16 protein-coding genes are annotated in these 17262 nt (G+C 65.2%); 9 read left to right on the plus strand and 7 right to left on the minus strand.

Translation table 11 applies throughout. The features are described 5' to 3' along the window. The first annotated feature begins 75 nt into the window (after nucleotides 1-75). Nucleotides 76-2037, plus strand: a complete 1962-nt coding sequence (mdoH, locus tag BMZ17_RS09685) for a glucans biosynthesis glucosyltransferase MdoH (protein WP_093139558.1) — start codon at nucleotides 76-78, stop codon at nucleotides 2035-2037. 65 nt (nucleotides 2038-2102) lie between these two features. Here the strand turns inward: mdoH and ilvA are convergent, their stop codons facing one another. Both ilvA and BMZ17_RS09695 read right to left on the minus strand, forming a co-directional pair. Further along, nucleotides 2103-3647 carry a threonine ammonia-lyase, biosynthetic gene (gene ilvA, locus BMZ17_RS09690; protein ID WP_093138390.1) on the minus strand — a complete coding sequence of 515 codons (1545 nt, stop codon included), beginning with the start codon at nucleotides 3645-3647 and terminating at the stop codon, nucleotides 2103-2105. Nucleotides 3648-3859: 212 nt separating this feature from the next. After that, the gene (locus BMZ17_RS09695; protein WP_093138391.1) at nucleotides 3860-5065 is read right to left on the minus strand and encodes an MFS transporter; all 1206 of its coding nucleotides are present in this window, start codon (nucleotides 5063-5065) and stop codon (nucleotides 3860-3862) included. A 165-nt stretch (nucleotides 5066-5230) separates the two neighbouring features. On the opposite strand from BMZ17_RS09695, the gene BMZ17_RS20940 reads away from it, so the two are divergent. The 5 genes from BMZ17_RS20940 (at nucleotide 5231) to BMZ17_RS09715 (ending at nucleotide 9662) form a co-directional block, all read left to right on the plus strand. After that, nucleotides 5231-5413 carry a hypothetical protein gene (locus tag BMZ17_RS20940; RefSeq protein WP_139202881.1) on the plus strand — a complete coding sequence of 61 codons (183 nt, stop codon included), beginning with the start codon at nucleotides 5231-5233 and terminating at the stop codon, nucleotides 5411-5413. A gap of 292 nt (nucleotides 5414-5705) precedes the next feature. Then, the gene (locus tag BMZ17_RS09700; RefSeq protein ID WP_175485545.1) at nucleotides 5706-6578 is read left to right on the plus strand and encodes a hydroxypyruvate isomerase family protein; all 873 of its coding nucleotides are present in this window, start codon (nucleotides 5706-5708) and stop codon (nucleotides 6576-6578) included. A 33-nt stretch (nucleotides 6579-6611) separates the two neighbouring features. Beyond that, nucleotides 6612-8297: a GMC oxidoreductase gene (locus BMZ17_RS09705; protein ID WP_093138392.1), complete on the plus strand. Its 1686-nt coding sequence runs from the start codon at nucleotides 6612-6614 to the stop codon at nucleotides 8295-8297. Further along, nucleotides 8297-8881 (plus strand): gluconate 2-dehydrogenase subunit 3 family protein, encoded by a 585-nt coding sequence (locus BMZ17_RS09710; protein ID WP_093138393.1) that lies wholly within the window; start codon nucleotides 8297-8299, stop codon nucleotides 8879-8881. The genes BMZ17_RS09705 and BMZ17_RS09710 overlap by 1 nt, the downstream gene beginning before the upstream one ends. A gap of 40 nt (nucleotides 8882-8921) precedes the next feature. After that, nucleotides 8922-9662 carry a 3-keto-disaccharide hydrolase gene (locus BMZ17_RS09715; RefSeq protein ID WP_093138394.1) on the plus strand — a complete coding sequence of 247 codons (741 nt, stop codon included), beginning with the start codon at nucleotides 8922-8924 and terminating at the stop codon, nucleotides 9660-9662. Nucleotides 9663-9758: 96 nt separating this feature from the next. Here BMZ17_RS09715 and BMZ17_RS09720 read toward each other — a convergent pair whose 3' ends face one another. From BMZ17_RS09720 to BMZ17_RS09735, 4 genes are read right to left on the minus strand one after another with little or no spacing between them, the layout of a single operon-like run. Next, nucleotides 9759-10616, minus strand: coding sequence for a sugar phosphate isomerase/epimerase family protein (locus BMZ17_RS09720; RefSeq protein ID WP_093138395.1), 858 nt, complete (start codon nucleotides 10614-10616; stop codon nucleotides 9759-9761). A gap of 44 nt (nucleotides 10617-10660) precedes the next feature. Next, on the minus strand, nucleotides 10661-11785 hold the full coding sequence (locus BMZ17_RS09725; RefSeq protein ID WP_093138396.1) for a Gfo/Idh/MocA family protein: 1125 nt from the start codon (nucleotides 11783-11785) through the stop codon (nucleotides 10661-10663). Nucleotides 11786-11796: 11 nt separating this feature from the next. Next, nucleotides 11797-13014: a nucleoside permease gene (locus BMZ17_RS09730; RefSeq protein WP_093138397.1), complete on the minus strand. Its 1218-nt coding sequence runs from the start codon at nucleotides 13012-13014 to the stop codon at nucleotides 11797-11799. A 42-nt stretch (nucleotides 13015-13056) separates the two neighbouring features. Continuing rightward, nucleotides 13057-14109, minus strand: coding sequence for a sugar phosphate isomerase/epimerase family protein (locus tag BMZ17_RS09735; protein ID WP_093138398.1), 1053 nt, complete (start codon nucleotides 14107-14109; stop codon nucleotides 13057-13059). Between the two features lie 94 nt (nucleotides 14110-14203). On the opposite strand from BMZ17_RS09735, the gene BMZ17_RS09740 reads away from it, so the two are divergent. The 3 genes from BMZ17_RS09740 (at nucleotide 14204) to BMZ17_RS09750 (ending at nucleotide 16669) form a co-directional block, all read left to right on the plus strand. Further along, nucleotides 14204-15208, plus strand: a complete 1005-nt coding sequence (locus tag BMZ17_RS09740; protein ID WP_093138399.1) for a LacI family DNA-binding transcriptional regulator — start codon at nucleotides 14204-14206, stop codon at nucleotides 15206-15208. Between the two features lie 853 nt (nucleotides 15209-16061). Further along, complete coding sequence (locus BMZ17_RS09745; protein WP_093138400.1) at nucleotides 16062-16337, plus strand: hypothetical protein; 276 nt, start codon at nucleotides 16062-16064, stop codon at nucleotides 16335-16337. Then, the gene (locus BMZ17_RS09750; protein WP_093138401.1) at nucleotides 16337-16669 is read left to right on the plus strand and encodes a hypothetical protein; all 333 of its coding nucleotides are present in this window, start codon (nucleotides 16337-16339) and stop codon (nucleotides 16667-16669) included. The genes BMZ17_RS09745 and BMZ17_RS09750 overlap by 1 nt, the downstream gene beginning before the upstream one ends. 71 nt (nucleotides 16670-16740) lie before the next feature. On the opposite strand, the gene BMZ17_RS09755 is transcribed toward BMZ17_RS09750, so the two are convergent. Continuing rightward, nucleotides 16741-17079, minus strand: a complete 339-nt coding sequence (locus BMZ17_RS09755) for a hypothetical protein (protein WP_093138402.1) — start codon at nucleotides 17077-17079, stop codon at nucleotides 16741-16743. Nucleotides 17080-17262 lie beyond the last annotated feature (183 nt).

The following is a 17262-nucleotide window of genomic DNA, read 5'->3' on the forward strand; positions in this document are numbered from 1 at the left end:
TTCTGGCGCCCATGTCACTGCACTCCATCACGCCATGATGTCGCCACAGGAGGACCGGCTGCCGTGCTGGATCGCATGAAGACCGTCGAACCCATCCTCGTCCCGCACCTGGACATCCCGCTCACCGATGAAGCCCGTGCCTACGAGTTGATGCCGCCGCCTGCGCCGATGGCCATGCCGCAGCAGTCGCTGCGCACCGGCAAGCTGCACAGCCCGCCGATGCCCTCGACGCCGCCCAACATGGCGATGCGCCGCTTCTACATCTTCGGCGGGACCGCGGCGATCACCCTGGCCGGCCTGTACCAGATGTTCCGGGTCATGGCGACCGATGGCCTGGGCGTGCTGGAAGTGGTGTTCCTGTGCTTCTTCACCCTGCTGTTTGCCTGGGTGTCGCTGTCGTTCGTCAGCGCGCTGGCCGGCTTCATGCTGATCGTCACGCGTCGCCGTCGTCGCCTGGGCCTGCGCCCGGAAGACCCGCTGCCCACGCCCAAGCAGCGCACGGCGCTGCTGATGCCGACCTATAACGAAGAACCGCAGCGGCTGATGGCTGGCCTGCAGGCGATCTACGAATCGGTGCGCGATACCGGGCATCTGGAGCAGTTCGACTTCTTCATCCTGTCCGACACCACGCGCGGCCCGATCCGCATGGACGAGGTGGCCGAGTTCCACCGCCTGCGTGAGCGCCTCGGCGGCGCGCCGAACCTCTACTACCGCCACCGCGCCGACAACAGCGAGCGCAAGGCCGGCAACATCGCCGAATGGGTGCGCCGGTTCGGCGGTGCCTATCCGCAGATGCTGATCCTGGATGCGGACAGCCTGATGACTGGCGACACCATCGTGCGCCTGGCCTGGGGCCTGGAAACGCACCCGGACGTGGGCCTGATCCAGTCGCTGCCGCTGATCGTCAACGGCAGCACGCTGTTCGCGCGCATGCAGCAGTTCGCCGGGCGTGTGTACGGCCCGGTGATCGCGCACGGCGTGGCCTGGTGGCACGGCACCGAGAGCAACTACTGGGGCCACAACGCGGTCATCCGCACCCAGGCCTTCGCCGATCACTGCGGCCTGCCCAAGCTCAATGGCATCCGCCCGTTCAACGGCCACGTGCTGAGCCATGACTTCGTCGAAGCCGCGCTGATCCGTCGCGGCGGCTGGGCCTGTCACATGACGCCGGCGTTGGGCGGCAGCTTCGAGGAAGGCCCGCCGTCGCTGACCGACCTGCTGGTGCGAGACCGCCGCTGGTGCCAGGGCAACCTGCAACACGTGGCGGTGCTGCCGACGCGCGGCATGCACTGGATCAGCCGTACCCATTTCATGATCGGCATCGGCCATTACCTGACCGCACCGATGTGGGCGCTGATGATGCTGATCGGCATCGCGATCCCGCTGGAGCAGGGCGGCGCGCTGGTCAGCCTGCAGGCGCTGGAGCATTTCTCGCCGGTCTCGTACTGGCGCACGCTGGACCCCGAGCGCATCGTCTACGTGTTCGGCGCGACGATGTTCGCGTTGTTCGCGCCCAAGGTGATGGGCTACCTGGCGGTGCTGGCCGACACCAAGGTGCGCCGCGGCTGCGGCGGCTGGCTGCGGATGATCGTGAGCATCGTGATCGAAAGCGTGCTGGCCGCTCTCATGGCGCCGATCGTGATGTACGTGCAGTCGCGCGGCGTGGCCGAAGTGCTGGCCGGCAAGGATTCGGGCTGGGATGCGCAGCGCCGCGACGACGGCAGCATGCCGTGGTCGACGCTGGTGCGCCGCTATGGCGGACTGTCGCTGTTCGGCGTGCTGACCGGCGCGGCCGCGTACTTCGTCTCGCCGGCGCTGCTGGCGTGGATGTCGCCGGTGATCATCGGCCTGGTGTTCTCGATCCCGATCGTGGCGCTGACCTCCTCGCGCACGCCTGGCCAGTTCCTGAGCCGGCTGCGCCTGCTCAGCATTCCCGAGGAAACCGTGCCGCCGCCGATCCTGGTGCGGGCCGGTCGCCTGCGTCGTCGCATCGAAGCCGAGGCCGAAGCGGCCGACGCCGCGCAGGCGTCTTCCTGACGGTTTGAAATCCAGTCACGCGCCTGCGCATGCCGCAGGCGCGTGCATCGGCCGCGCGTTGCGGCCTACTTCTGCAGGAACAGGCGATAGACCGGGTTGTCGGTCTCTTCGACGTACGGGTAGGCCAACGCATCGAGGAATTGTGCGAAGGCCTTGTCGTCCTTCTTCGGCACCTGCAGGCCGACCAGCGTGCGGCCGTAGTCGGCGCCCTGGTTGCGGTAGTGAAACAGGCTGATGTTCCAGCTCGGCCGCATCAGGTTGAGGAACTTCAGCAGCGCGCCGGGACGCTCGGGGAAGACGAAGCGCAGCAGCCGCTCGTCCTGCGCCAGGCTGGAATGCCCGCCCACCATGTGGCGCACGTGCTCCTTGGCCAGCTCGTCGTGGGTCAGGTCCAGCGTGGCGAAACCATGGCGCTTGAAGTTGGCTGCGATCTTGGTCGACTCACCCTTGCCATGCGTGGTCAGGCCGACGAACACATGCGCCTGGCTGGCATCGCTGATGCGGTAGTTGAACTCGGTGACATTGCGCGGGCCGCCGGGCAAATTACCCACCAGTTCGCAGAAGCGACGGAAGCTGCCGCGCTCCTCCGGGATGGTCACGGCGAACAGCGCCTCGCGCTCCTCGCCGACTTCGGCACGCTCGGCGACGAAGCGCAGGCGATCGAAGTTCATGTTGGCGCCGCACAGGATCGCCGCGAAGGTCTGGCCCTTGAGCTTGTGCGTGGCCACGTATTGCTTGATCGCCGCCACGGCCATCGCGCCGGATGGCTCGACGATGCTACGCGTGTCGACGAACACATCCTTGATCGCCGCGCACACCGCATCGGTATCGACGATCACGAACTCATCGACCAGGCCGCGCGCGATGCGGAAGGTTTCCTCGCCGACCAGCTTGACCGCGGTGCCATCGGCGAACAGGCCGACATCGTTCAACACCACGCGCTTGCGCGCGGCGATCGAGCGCACCATCGCATCGGAGTCGGCCATCTGCACACCGATGACCTTGGTCTCCGGGCGCACCGCCTTGATGTAGTTGGCCACGCCAGAGATCAGGCCGCCGCCGCCGACGGCGACAAACACCGCATCCAGCGGGCCCTGGTGCTGGCGCAGGATTTCCATCGCCACCGTGCCCTGACCGGCGATCACGTACGGATCGTCGAAGGGATGGACGAAGGTCAGGCCATGCTTTTTTTCCAGCGCGACCGCGTGCTCGTAGGCATCGGAATAGCTTTCGCCATGTAGCGCGACCTCACCGCCCAGCGCCCTGACCGCATCGATCTTGAGCTGCGGCGTGGTCACCGGCATCACGATCACCGCGCGCGTGCCGAGCTTGTGCGCGCCCAGTGCGACGCCTTGCGCATGATTGCCAGCCGAGGCGCAGATCACGCCGCGCTTGAGCTGTTCCGGCGTCAGGTGCGCCATCTTGTTGTACGCGCCGCGCAGCTTGAAGCTGAAGACCGATTGCTGGTCCTCGCGTTTGAGCAGCACCTTGTTGTGCAGGCGCTGGCTGAGCGTGCGCGCCGGTTCCAGCGCCGATTCCACGGCCACGTCGTAGACGCGCGCGGTGAGAATTTTCTTGAGGTAATCGGCAGGTTTTAAGTGCTTGGTCATGGCATTCGAACAGGTGGGCTGGGGCCGCACGCACACGGGTCCGAATGTCGTCGTTGATCGCCCCGCCGAAACGCGAAATCGTTTCGTACGGAACTGATCGGATTCCAAGCTGCGCGATCGGATCTAGTCTAACTGCGTTCTCGCGGGCCGCCTGCGTCCGCCGTGCCCGATCAACGATCCAGCGCTCAGCCGAGCGTAGATTCCAGATGTACTCACGCCACCGACGCGCGTGCCCTGCCTTCCAGCGTGACCGCCACGTACCACAGCGCCAGGCCGCCGGCGGCCATCGCCGCGCCGATGTAACCGGTGGAGGTGAGCCCGTAACCGGCGTCGATCGCCAGGCCGCCGAGTAGCGGGCCGAGCGCATTGGCGGCGTTGAAGGCGGCGTGGTTGGAGGCTGCGGCCAGGGTCTGCGCCTCGCCGGCCTCGTCCATCAGGCGCGTCTGCAGGGCCACGGCCAGCGCGCCGACGGTGCCGACCGCGACGATGCAGGGCAGGGCGGTCCACAGCGACAGCGCGGCGAAAGGAAATGCCAGGAAGATCACCACCGACCAGGCCAGCACGATGGCCGTGGCGCGGAACTTGAAGCGGTCCACCAGCTTGCCGCCGGCCACGTTGCCGATCACCGCGCCGACGCCGAACGCACCGACCGCCAGCGGCAACCACGACTCGCGCATGCCGGTGACCTGCACCAGCGTGGGCGCCATGTAGGTGAACACGCCGAACATGCCGGCGAACCCGATCGAGCCGATCAGCAGCGCCAGCCAGATCTGGGTGCGGTTGAAGGCGCGCAGCTCGCCCATCGGCGAACTGCGTGGCTCGCTCGGATCGCTGGGCAGGAAGCGCGCGATCATCAGCGCCGTGGCGATCGACAGCACGCTCACCAGCGCAAACGCCACGCGCCAGCTGATCAATTGGCCGAGCCAAGTGGTAAAGGGGTTGCCGACCAGGATCGAAATCGACAGGCCCAGCAACACCTTCGAGACCGCAACGCCGCGCTGCGCCGGCGGGCTGATCGCCGCGGCCACGAGCATCGCCACGCCAAAGTAGGCGCCATGCGGCAGGCCGGCGATGAAGCGCGCGACCAGCATCGTCGCGTAGTTGGTGCCGAACGCGCTGCCGAGATTGCCGACCGCATAGAAGCCCATGAAGGCCAGCAACAGGGTGCGCCGCGGAAAACGTGCGCCGAAGAACGCCAGGATCGGCGCACCGACCACCACGCCGACCGCGTAGGCGCTGATGAGATGACCGACCTGGCTCTGGGTGATGGCCAGGCCGCGGCTGATTTCCAGCATCAGGCCCATGCTGGCGAACTCGCTGGTACCGATGGCGAATCCGCCCAGCGCCAGCGCCCACAGGATGAAATTGCGCTCGCGCGGGGACAGCCGGGCTGCCAGCGATTCAGGGGAGAGGGACATTGGGGGCTTGAGGAACGTGGGGGTGCACAGTATGCAAGCTCGACGTGTCAGTCCCCAGCAATCCACGTCAGGAAACGCATGGAATCGCGCGGAACACAGTGTTGATCGTCGTCCTCACGCGCGATGCGATCACGGGCGCGTGGTGATCGCTGGTCGGAATCTACCGTGCGCAATGCATCGAAGGTGGACGACTTCCATCAGATCGACACTTGCGTGATCGGCCGTCGGGTTGCGGAAGGAAAATCCCATGCGTTGGCGGCGCGCGCTGCGGTGCATGTCATTCCTGCTCCACCCGACGAATCACGTGGCTTCCATGGCGCGATCCGCGAAAGATTCCATCTACGCTGAAGTGGTCGCGCATGGCCTGATTGTTGTTGCTTTGCAGCACGACGTTTTGAGCAAAAAGACCTTGCAATCAAGGGCGTGGCTGCTATCGTGCAATCGATTGCATGGGCGCGGCTCATGTAGGTCGCATCCGGTTGGGAGGCCGGTGAATGGCACGACTCGATCACACGTCGATTTGCCGCAGCGGGCTTGCACCGCACGCCGCCTTTTGTTTTTTCGCCGGCTTTAAAACCTTTAAATCGCGCGGTGCCTGCGTTGCGCACGCGTTGTGTCGTGCAGCCCGAGGCTTATCCGCATGACCGATCGACCGACTCGGCGCGATGTCCTGCGCGCCGCGCTGCTGGGGAGTGCGGGCTTGGCCGCCTCCAGTCTGTTGCCTGCATTCGCCAAGACCGCGTCCACGCCCAAAGGTCACCTCAAGCAATCGGTCGCGCGCTGGATCTTCGACAACCAGTCCATCGACCAGCTATGCAAGACGGTCAAGCAGCTCGGGCTGTCGGCCATCGACCTGGTCGGGCCCGAAGACTGGCCGACGCTGAAGGCCAATGGCCTCTACAGCTCGATGTGCAACGGCGCCGAGATCAGCCTGACCAAGGGCTTTGCCGCCACCGAATTCCATGACGAATTGATCGCGCGCTACACGCGCCACATCGATCTGGTTGCCGATGCCGGCTATCGCAACCTGATCTGCTTTTCAGGCAATCGCAATGGCATGGATCCCGAGGACGGCCTGAAGCATTCCGAAGCCGGCTTGAAGCGCCTGCTCGGCCACGCCGAGAAGCGCGGCGTGGTGCTGGTGATGGAGCTGCTGAACTCCCGGGTCGATCACCCCGACTATCTGTGCGACCACTCCGCGTGGGGCGTCGAGCTGTGCAAGCGGATTGGTTCACCCAATTTCGGCCTGCTGTTCGACATCTATCACATGCAGATCATGGAAGGCGACATCATCGCCAGCATCAGGAAGCACCATGAGTATTTCGTTCACTACCACACCGCAGGCGTCCCCGGACGGCATGAAATCGGCGCTGACCAGGAATTGAATTACCCGGCGATCTGTCGCGCGATCCGCGCGTCGGGATTCGACGGCTACCTGGCGCATGAGTTCAGCGCCGTGGCGTCCGATCCGATTGACGCGGTCCGCGAGGCGATCCGCCTCTGCGATGTCTGAAACACCCGCACATCCACCCAGGGACATCTCCCCATGGCAGACAACCACTACGACGCAATCGTCGTCGGATCCGGCATCAGCGGCGGCTGGGCCGCCAAGGAGCTGACAGAGAAAGGGCTGAAGGTCCTGATGCTCGAACGCGGCCGCAACATCGAGCACGTCAAGGACTACGTCAACGCGATGAAGGAGCCGTGGGACTTCCCGCATCGCAATGTGCCGACGGAAAAAATGAAGGCCGATCATCCGGTCCTCAAGCGCGACTATCCGCTGGAAGAAAACACCCACGGCATGTGGGCCGACGAGAAGGAATGCCCGTATACCGAGACCAAGCGCTTCGACTGGTTTCGTGGCTACCACGTGGGCGGGCGCTCGCTGATGTGGGGCCGGCAGAGCTATCGCTTCTCCGACCTGGATTTCGGCGCCAATGCGAAGGAAGGCATCGCCACCGATTGGCCGATCCGCTACGCCGACATCGCGCCGTGGTACGACCATGCGGAGCGTTTCGCAGGGATTTCCGGCACCAATGAGGGGCTGGACGTGCTGCCCGATGGACAGTTCCTGCCGCCGATCCCGCTGAACATCGTCGAGAAGGACGTGGCCGCGCGCATCAAGAGCGCCTTCGGCGGCACGCGCCACATGATCCACTCGCGCACGGCCAACATCACCGAGCCCAAGGTCGACCAGGGCCGCGTCAACTGCCAGTACCGCAACAAGTGCATCCTGGGGTGCCCGTTCGGCGCGTATTTCTCGACGCAGTCGGCGACGCTGCCGGCGGCGATGAAGACCGGCAACCTGACCCTGCGTCCGTTCTCGATCGTCAAGGAAGTGCTCTACGACAAGGATCGCAAGCGCGCGCGCGGCGTGGAGATCATCGATGCCGAAACCGGCCAGACCTACGAATACACGGCCAGGATCGTGTTCCTCAATGCCTCGGCCTTCAACTCGACCTGGGTGCTGATGAACTCGGCCACGGAGGTGTGGGAGGGCGGGCTTGGCTCGTCCTCGGGCGAGCTGGGCCATAACGTCATGGACCATCACTTCCGCGTCGGTGCGTCCGGTCGCGTGGAGGGCTATGAAGACAAGTACTACTTCGGCCGACGTCCGTGCGGGTTCTACGTACCGCGGTTCCGCAACGTCGGCAACGACAAGCGCGACTACGTGCGTGGCTTCGGCTACCAGGGCTCGGCCAGCCGCAGCGGCTGGTCGCGCGATATCGCCGAACTCAACATCGGCGCCGACCTCAAGCAGGCGCTGAGCGTTCCAGGTGACTGGAGCATCGGCATGACGGCGTTCGGCGAGATGCTGCCGTACCACGACAACACCATCAGCCTGGATCGCAGCCGCAAGGACAAGTGGGGCCTGCCGGTACTGGCGATGGATGTCTCGCTGCGCGATAACGAGCTGGCGATGCGCAAGGACATGGGCGTGGATGCGGCTGAGATGCTGGAGGCCGCCGGCGTCAAGGACGTCAAGATCTACGAAAGCGACTATGCGCCGGGCATGGGCATCCACGAGATGGGCACCGCGCGCATGGGCCGCGACCGCAAGAGCTCGGTGCTGAACATGCACAACCAGGTCTGGGACGCACCCAACGTGTACGTCACCGATGGCGCCTGCATGACCTCCAGCGCCTGCGTGAATCCATCGCTGACCTACATGGCGTTGACCGCGCGCGCTGCCGATCATGCCGTGCGCGAACTCAAGGCGGGGAACCTCTGATGGAACGTCGCGCACTGCTCAAGATGATCGCCGCGGCGACCGGCATGGCGATGATCGGTCGTCCTGCGCTGGTGTTCGCCCAGGCGCAGTTGCCGGTGGCGCCGGCCAACAATGCGTTCTCGGCGGCCGAGGTGGCGATGCTGGACGAGATCGCCGAGACCATCCTCCCCAAGACCGACACGCCGGGCGCGAAGGATGCGGGCGTGGGTTTGTTCATGGCGCAATTCGTGACCGATTGCTACACGCCCGAACAGCAGGCGGTCTTCCGCGCGGGCCTGGCCGACCTGGACAAGCGGGCCAATGGTCGCTTCTTGCAGCTGACGCCGAAGGCGCGCGCCACGCTGCTGCGCAAGCTGGACGAGGAAGCCAAGGCCCAGGTGCTGGCCAACCAGGTGGTGCCGGAAGATGGCCAGCCACAGGCCCATACGCCGCATTACTTCACGATGTTCAAGCAGCTGACGCTCTTCAGCTTCTTCACCTCCGAAGTGGGGGCCAACCAGGTGCTGCGCTACGTCGCCGTGCCGGGCCGTTACGACGGCGACCTGCATTACGAACCAGGCACGCCGGCCTGGGCCACGAACTGACCGCATCCCTGCGCTTGCCTTGCATGTCTGGAGACCATCCATGAAATCCATCGTTATCACCGGCTGCCTGATCGCCGTGATTCCCGCCCTGGCCCTGGCGCAAGCTGAGAGCAAGGGCGATCCGGCCAAGACCGAAGTGTGGAAACCCGTGCCCGCCGCAGTGGCCACGCCGCAGAACGCAGCGCCTTCCGATGCGGTGGTGCTGTTCGACGGCAAGGATCTGTCGGCCTGGGACGGCGAAGAAGGCGGCAAGCCGGCATGGACCGTGGCCGACGGCGCGGCCACCGTGGTGCCCGGCGGCAAGGGCATCAAGACCAAGCGCAGCTTCTGCGATATCCAGCTGCACATCGAATGGCGCAGCCCGACCGAGACCAAGGGCTTCGAAGGCCAAGACCGCGGCAACAGCGGCATCTTCCTGCAGAACCTCTACGAGCTGCAGGTGCTGGACAGCTACAACAGCCCGACCTATTCCAACGGCCAGGCCGGCTCGATCTACAAGCAGGCGATCCCGCTGGTGAATGCGTCGCGCCCGCCGGGTGTGTGGCAGACCTACGACGTGATCTGGAAAGCCCCGCGTTTCTCCAAGGGCGGCGGACTGGAAGCGCCGGCGCGCATCACCGTGCTGCATAACGGCGTGCTGGTGCAGGACGACACGGTGCTGTCGGGCAAGACCGAATACATCGGCGCACCCTCGTACGCGCCGCACGGCTGCGCGCCGATCGCGCTGCAGGACCACCATTCGAAGGTCAGCTATCGCAACATCTGGGTGCGCGAGCTGTAAGGCCGCGTGCCGCGCGCGGCGTGCAACGTGTTATGAGGCACAAAAAAGCGGCGCCCATCGGGCGCCGCTTTTTCTTGGGCGATCGCGTGAGAAGCGTCAGCGCTTCACGTCGGCCGGCAGGTGTTCGACCAGGAACGTCGCGCCGATCTGGACGACCTTCGCAGGATCGATCGGATAGTCGTGCTCGATGATGTACCACTTCACGCCTGCGCGATCTGCGGCCGGCAGGATCTTGTTCCAGTCCAGTACGCCGGTGCCCAGCGCTGCAAAGCCATGTTCTTCGATCGCCTGCCCCTTGGGCGCGTTGTCCTTGGCGTGCACGGCGATCACGCGGCCCTTGAGCTTGCCCAGGAACGCGGCCGGGTCGTAGCCCGCGCGCGCAACCCAGGCCAGGTCCAGCTCGGACTTCAGCGCGGGGCCGGCGCCCTGGAACATCAGCTCCAGGCCGGTCTTGTCGCCGAACTTGGCGAACTCGAAATCATGGTTGTGGTAGGCCAGCGTCATGCCTTCGCTGTTGACCTTCTTCGCCAGTCCGCCCAGTTCCTTGCCTAGCGCGGTCCAGCCGGCGGCGTCCTTCGGGCGTTCTTCTTCCTGCAGGTAGGGCACGACGAGCACGTGGTTGCCGATCGCCTTGTTGAAGGCCACCACCGCGTCCGGGTCCTTGCGCAAATCGGCCAGCGGCGCGTGCGTGGAAATGGCCTGGATGCCGTACTGGCCGAGCAGGCGCTTGAGTTCGTCCGCGGTGACGTCCTGCGTGCCGACGGTTTCGACCGCGGTGACGCCAGCGTCGTGGACCAGCTTGAGCCGGTCTTCCAGCGAGGGAATGTTGCGCAGCGTGTACATCTGCACAGCGATGGGCAACTTGGCCGCAGTGGTTTCCTTGGCAAACGCAGGCAGCGCCGCGCATAGCAGCAGGGCAGCGGCCGCAGCGCGGCGGGGCAGGGTGAGTGTCATGGTGTCCTCCCAGATCAGATGACGATGGATGATGCGGAATCTGTTTAGCCGATGGATGTCCAGGCGCGCGACCTGGCCGAGGCAATGACACGATCGACGATCAACGCCGAGCGCAGGCCATCCTCGAAGGTCGGCAAGCCTTCCGGCCGTTCGGCCGCGATGGCCTGGTAGGTATCGGCGACGAACGCCTCGAAACACTGCGCATAGCCCTGCGCGTGGCCGGCGGGCAAGGTGGAGAGGCGGCGTTGTTCTGCGCTGCCGGCACCGGGGCCGCGATAGAACGTCATCTCGCGCTGGTCCTGGTAGCCCATCCACAGCCGCTCGCTGTCTTCCTGGTCGAAGGCGACGCTGGCCTTGGCGCCATCGATCTCGAACCACAGGCGGTTACGACGCCCGGCCGACACCTGGCTCACCGTCAGCGTGGCGAGCGTGCCGTTGCCGGTCTTGAACATCGCCGCGGCTACGTCCTCGCTGCTCACGGTCTGCAGGTCACCGCCGGCCGCAGGCGTGGCGAAGCTCTTGCCGGTGGCCACGGCGCGCTGCGCGATGACGGTCTCGAAGGCCGCGCTGACCTCGGCAAAGCGTTCGCCGCTGACCCATTCCACCAGGTCGCACCAGTGCGATCCGATATCGGCGAACACGCGCGAGGCGCCGCCCAGCTTCGGATCCACGCGCCAGTTGTTGCTGGCCGGGTCGAGCAGCCAGTCCTGCAGGTAGCTGCCGTGCATCAGGCGCAGCGGGCCGAGTTCACCCTGCGCGATCCGCGCGCGCGCCTCGCGCACGACCGGGTGATAGCGATAGACGAACGGCACCGTCGCCACCAGCCCGGTGGACTTGGCCAGTGTGGCCAGTGCCTGCGCATCGGCCTGGGTGGTGGCCAGCGGCTTCTCGCAGATCACATGCTTGCCGGCTTCCAGCGCAGCCTGGGCCATGGCGCGATGCAGGTGGTTGGGCGTGCACACGTGCACCACCTGCACCTGCGGATCGGACAAGACTTCATCGAAATCGCGGTAAGCGTGGGCGATGTTCCAGGCTTGCGCGGCTTCCTGCGCGCGTGCGGCGCTTGAAGCACTCACGCCACGGACTTCGGCGCCAGCCAGCAGTGCAGCGCGCCGATGCACTGCACCGATCATCCCAGTGCCGACGATGGCGATCCCGAGCTTGCTCATCTTTCAACTCCTCAATGCGTCGAAGCCGCTGTTTGCGCCGCGGGCTTGTCGCGGAACAGCAGCAGGAAGGCGACCAGCACCACGAACGCCACACCCGCCGGGAACAGCCAGATGTGCTGCCAGTCCGGGCCAGCGGCGGTGGTGTAGTGCTCCACGACCGCGCCAGACAGGAAGGTGCCGATCAACATGCCCACGCCATAGGTGGCCAGGGTGATGAAGCCCTGGGCGCTGCTGCGGAACGCCGGGCCGGCGTGCGCGTCGGTGTAGATCTGGCCAGTGACGAAGAAGAAGTCGTAGCAGATGCCGTGCAGCACGATGCCCAGCACGAGCAGGGCGAAGCCGCCGCCCGCATCGCCATAGGCGAACAGCACATAGCGCAGCACCCACGCCGCCATGCCCAGCGCCAGCATCGCCTTGACGCCCAATCGCGCGAACAGGAACGGCATGGCCAGCATCAGCAGCACTTCGGACACCTGGCCCAGCGACTGCAGGCCGGCGGCGCCGCGCACGCCCAGGTCGTTGAGATAGGGGTTGGTGAAGTTGTAGTAGAACGACAGCGGGATGCAGATCGCGATCGAGGCCAGGAAGAACACCAGGTAGGCGCGCGACTTCAGCAGCCGCAGCGCGTCCAGGCCCAGGATCTGGCCGAGCTTGGCATTGCGCTGCTGCTCCAGCGGCGGCGTGTGCGGCAGGGTGAGTGCGTACAGGCCGAGCACCAGCGAGGCACCGGCGGCCATGCGGAAGGTGAGTTCCAGGCGATGCGCCTGTTCCCAGCCCAGCCAGCCGATCAGCACGCCAGCGATGATCCAGCCGATGCTGCCGGCCACGCGCACCGGCGGGAACTGCTTCTCGGGCACCTGCATGTGGCGCATCGCAATGCTGTTGGCCAGCCCCAGGGTCGGCATGAACAACAGCATGTAGCCCATCACGCAGGCGGCGAAGGTATCGAAGGTCGTGGCGACCGAGGCGCCCCACATCAGCACCGCGCCGGCCAGGTGCAGCACCGCCAGGATGCGCTGCGCGGCGAAGTAGCGGTCGGCGATCAGCCCGACCAGGAACGGCGCGACGATCGCACCGATCGACTGGCTCAGGAAGGCCGTTGCCACCTGGCCGGCACTGGCCTGCAGCGGCCCCTGGACCAGGTACGTGCCCAGGGTGACGAACCACGCCCCCCAGATGAAGAACTGCAGGAACATCATCGCGCCCAGGCGCGACAGGGTGGACGTCATGACTTCCCCTCCCAGGTCAGTGTTGAATCAGGCCAATGTGCGTCAGAGGCCCAGCAGGCCGCGCAGGGCGTCCGGGCTGGCGCCGCTGCCGGCGAAATCGTCGAAGGCGTGTTCGGTCACGCGGATGATGTGGTCGCGGATGAAGGCCGCGCCTTCGCGCGCGCCGTCCTCCGGATGCTTCAGGCAGCACTCCCATTCCAGTACCGCCCAGCCGGGGAAGTCGTACTGGGCGAACTTGGAGAAGATGGCTTTGAAGTCCACCTGACCATCGCCGAGCGAGCGGAAGCGGCCCGGGCGATCGATCCAGTTCTCGTAGCCGCCATACACGCCGCTGCGCGCACTGGGGCGGTACTCGGCGTCCTTGACGTGGAAGATGCCAATGCGCGCGTGATAGCGGTCAATGAAGCCCAGGTAGTCCATCTGCTGCAGCAGCAGGTGGCTGGGGTCGTAGAGGATCTTGGCGCGCGGATGCTGGTCGACCACATCGAGAAAGCGCTCGAACGTCGCGCCGTCGTGCAGGTCCTCGCCCGGATGGATCTCGTAGCACAGGTCCACGCCGCACTCGTCAAACACATCGAGGATCGGGCGCCAGCGGCGGCCGAGTTCGGCGAAGGCTTCGTCCACCAGGCCAGCCGGGCGCTGCGGCCACGGATAGAAGTACGGCCACGCCAGCGCCCCGGAGAAGGTGGCGTGTGCGGTCAGGCCCAGGCGCTGGCTGGCCTTGGCGGCCAGCTTGACCTGCTCGACCGCCCAGGCCTGGCGCGCGGCCGGATTGCCGCGCTTGTCCTGCGGGGCGAAGCCATCGAACAACGTGTCGTACGCCGGGTGCACCGCCACCAGCTGGCCCTGCAGGTGCGTGGACAACTCGGTGATCTGCACGCCGTGCTTGTCCAGCATCGCGGCGATGTCGTCGCAATACGCCTGGCTCTGCGCGGCTTGTTCGAGGTCGAACAGCTGCGGTGCGCTGGTGGGGATCTGCAGGCCGCGATAGCCCAGCCCGGCGGCCCATTGCGCCAGCGTGTCCAGCCGATCGAAGGGAGGCGTGTCACCGATGAACTGCGCCAGGAACAGCGCGGGACCCTTGAGCGTTTTCATGCCAATCCGACTTGATGCAATCGATTGCATGATCCTAGCATGCGATCATCGCCGCACACGTTGTGCAACGCATCGACGCCTGCCGGACTGAGTTATGGCCACGATTTACGACATCGCAAAACGCGCCGGCGTCTCGGCTGGCACGGTGTCGCGTGCGCTCTCCCGGCCGGAAAAGGTGCTGCCGGACACGCGCAAGCGCATCGAGCAGGCGGCGGCCGCGCTGGGTTACGTGCCCAACGCGGCGGCCCGCACGCTCAAGACCCAGCGCACCGGCAAGATCCTGGTCACCGTGCCGGACATCGCCAACCCGTTCTTCGCCCAGATCCTGCAAGGGGCCGAAGAAGCGGCGCAGGCTGCCGACTACGCCGTGCTGCTTGGCGACACGCAGCAGCAGCCCGCGCGCGAAGAACGCTATGCGCAGATGCTCCGCCGCAACGAGGCCGATGGCCTGATCGTGCTCGGCCATCGGCTGCCGCCCACCGCGCGCCAGATCGTCAAGCAGCTCGGCGCCAGCGCACCGGTGGTCAACGGCTGTGAATTCGATCCGTCGATGGGGATCCCCAGCGTGCACATCGACAACGCCGCCGCCGCACGCGCGGCGATGGAACATCTCTACAGCCTCGGCCACGAACGGATCGCGGTCATTGGCGGGCCGGCCGATAACCCCCTGCACCAGCAACGCCTGGAAGGCGCCAAGGCCGCGGCCCGGGCGAGGGGACGCGTGCGCTCGTTGACGCTGGTGCCGGGCGACTTCTCGGTCCAATCCGGCCACGCCGCCGCGACCGCGTTGCTAGCACAGGCGAACGCACCGACGGCCGCGTTCTGTTTCAGCGACCAGATGGCGCTCGGCGTGCTGGCGGCGTGCCGCGAGCAGGGCATCCGTGTGCCGGAAGAGTTTTCCGTGGTCGGCTTCGACGACCTGGCCTCCTCGCGCTACCTCACCCCGCCGCTGACCACGATCAGCCAGCCCATGCGGGAGATCGGCATGCGCGCCGTCAACCTGCTGCTGGCCATCATCGAAGCAGTGGACGTCCCACTGCAGCAGACCCTGGATTTCCGACTGAACCTGCGTGGTTCGACCGCCGCGCCGCCGGCTTGATTTACTGCGCTCCAATGGGCTGCCGCTGCTGAACTTGCTCGACCGAAGTCGCGCATGTCTTGATGTTCAGGCCATGCACGGTCCTGACGTGTGCGAAGTGGGCATTGCTGGCCACGCCGGGCCAGAGCCTTCAAGACGTCCTCCATCAGTCTCCTTGCGTTCTGCCAGCGCGGTGGCATCTTTCAAGCGTCTGCGTGCTTGCATGCTGGGTACCGTCCGTCTGAATTGCCAACGGTTCCGGTGCAAGTGGCGTAGCGTGCAGCAACGAGATCTTTCTCGTGCCCCGCAGGATTGTGATGAAGTGCATCAAGGGGCCCCGCATCGTGCATCGAGACGTTCTCCGCGCAGTGCAGGCTGGATCTGGCCTGTCGCCGCCACGTCTCTCCATCAATTCGTTTGCCGGGCCTTGCTTGCAGGATCCCGGTTGGATGCATGGACCACGGCAGCCAGATGGCGTGCTGGAAGGGTTGCAGTTGCGGCCTGGAACGTCATGACCGAGCGCACCCACCTGTTCCTGCTTCACTTGAGGAATGGCCAATCCATCAGCCCGGATCGGCTTGGTTCCATGTGGAGCCGTGCGTGCGGCTCGACGTTCGGGACTAGCGTTTCCTGCCCTCAGGGCGGTAACGATGCCAACGATCAGGTGACATACCGACTGGGGGCAAGCCCGGGTGCGAGGATCGAGGTCGCTGAGGGATCGATGCGTCGCATGCTGGACGCCTGCGGACTCGCTTTTCGTCTGACCCGCTCGCGCTGATCTCAGGCCGGGCTTGAAATGCGCGCTCGCTGGAGGCGACTGTCTGCGTCTTCGTGATGGAAAAGCGTGCGCCTACCCTCCTTCAGGGACATCGAAATGGTTGCTTATCTCTTCAAGAACCTGCGCCAAGTGTCGGAAAAAGACGATCAACTGATCGTGTCGGTGCGCGCCGCGCTTCGGGAAATCCAGGTCGGCGGTGCGCTTTACCACGAGGCCCTGGATGCCACCGAGACGTGTGGGTCAGATAGCGGGTATGTCCTCATGGACATTGCCTCGGCCGCAGGCTGGCAGTACCAGCAGGCATCGATCTTCCTGCGTCATGGCGTCAGCTGCTCATACTTTCCCGATGAGCTCGGCATGGGAACGTGCTGATGCACTACATCGAGGACCAGCCGGAGACTACAGGCGACGCGGCGTTGATCTCGCGACTCTCGCTGTGGATCGGGCAATTTGATCCTGCCGGTAAGATCTTCCAGATGTTCGAGCGCGAGAAGTGCGGGCACAACGCCGAGCTCATGGCGGTACTGACCTCGCCGAGATGCTCCAGGAATCTGTTTCACGCGTATAGCAACGCGCTGACCAGGGCGGATCAACTGGGATACTTCCCCTTCAACCTTGATTCGGAACATGGCGTTGAACTGACCGAGCACGACTACATTCGCCGGGAGGATCGCGAGCGGAACGCGGACGTTCCTGCGCGATGAAGCCCTTTCATGTATCGCTGGGCGCAGTTGTGTGAGTCCTGGTGTTTCTTGTGATCCTGGCGCTCTTTCGCCTATGCGTAACGTCGACACGTCAGGCCATGTTCTTTCAGAGATGACGCTCTGAGGACTTCCCAGTCCAAGAGCGCATCGATGGTTACCACGACAAATGCGCCGTCCTGGTCAACGGTTGGATTCGAATCCATCCTGATCACCGAGATCTCATCACCCAGGGACTTCATCTTGCGGATGGCCGCGCCCAGGTTGCCCAGCAGCAGCACGGAATCTTTACTGCTGTGGCGGACGTGGAAGATCTGACGGCAGATGGGAGATGACATTGGGCAACATACGCATGTGGCGAACGCGGTGCCGGCAAGGCCGTGCGTTTCTGACAGGCGGTACGCCATGATCATCAAGGTGTCTTCACGCCTCTGGCTTCATGAGCGCGCATGATCGCTGCCTCTAGCGGCGCCCATGCCGCACAGGCCACGTCATATGCCTCCAACATGGAGGATGTCGGGATTCTTGGCGTGGCGTAGTCCGTTTCGACGCAACGCTCGCTTGGCTCAACGCGCCCAGGTTACCGACGGCCAGCA

The sequence above is a fragment of the Pseudoxanthomonas sp. GM95 genome (genome assembly GCF_900109775.1).
Taxonomy (GTDB): Bacteria; Pseudomonadota; Gammaproteobacteria; order Xanthomonadales; family Xanthomonadaceae; genus Pseudoxanthomonas_A.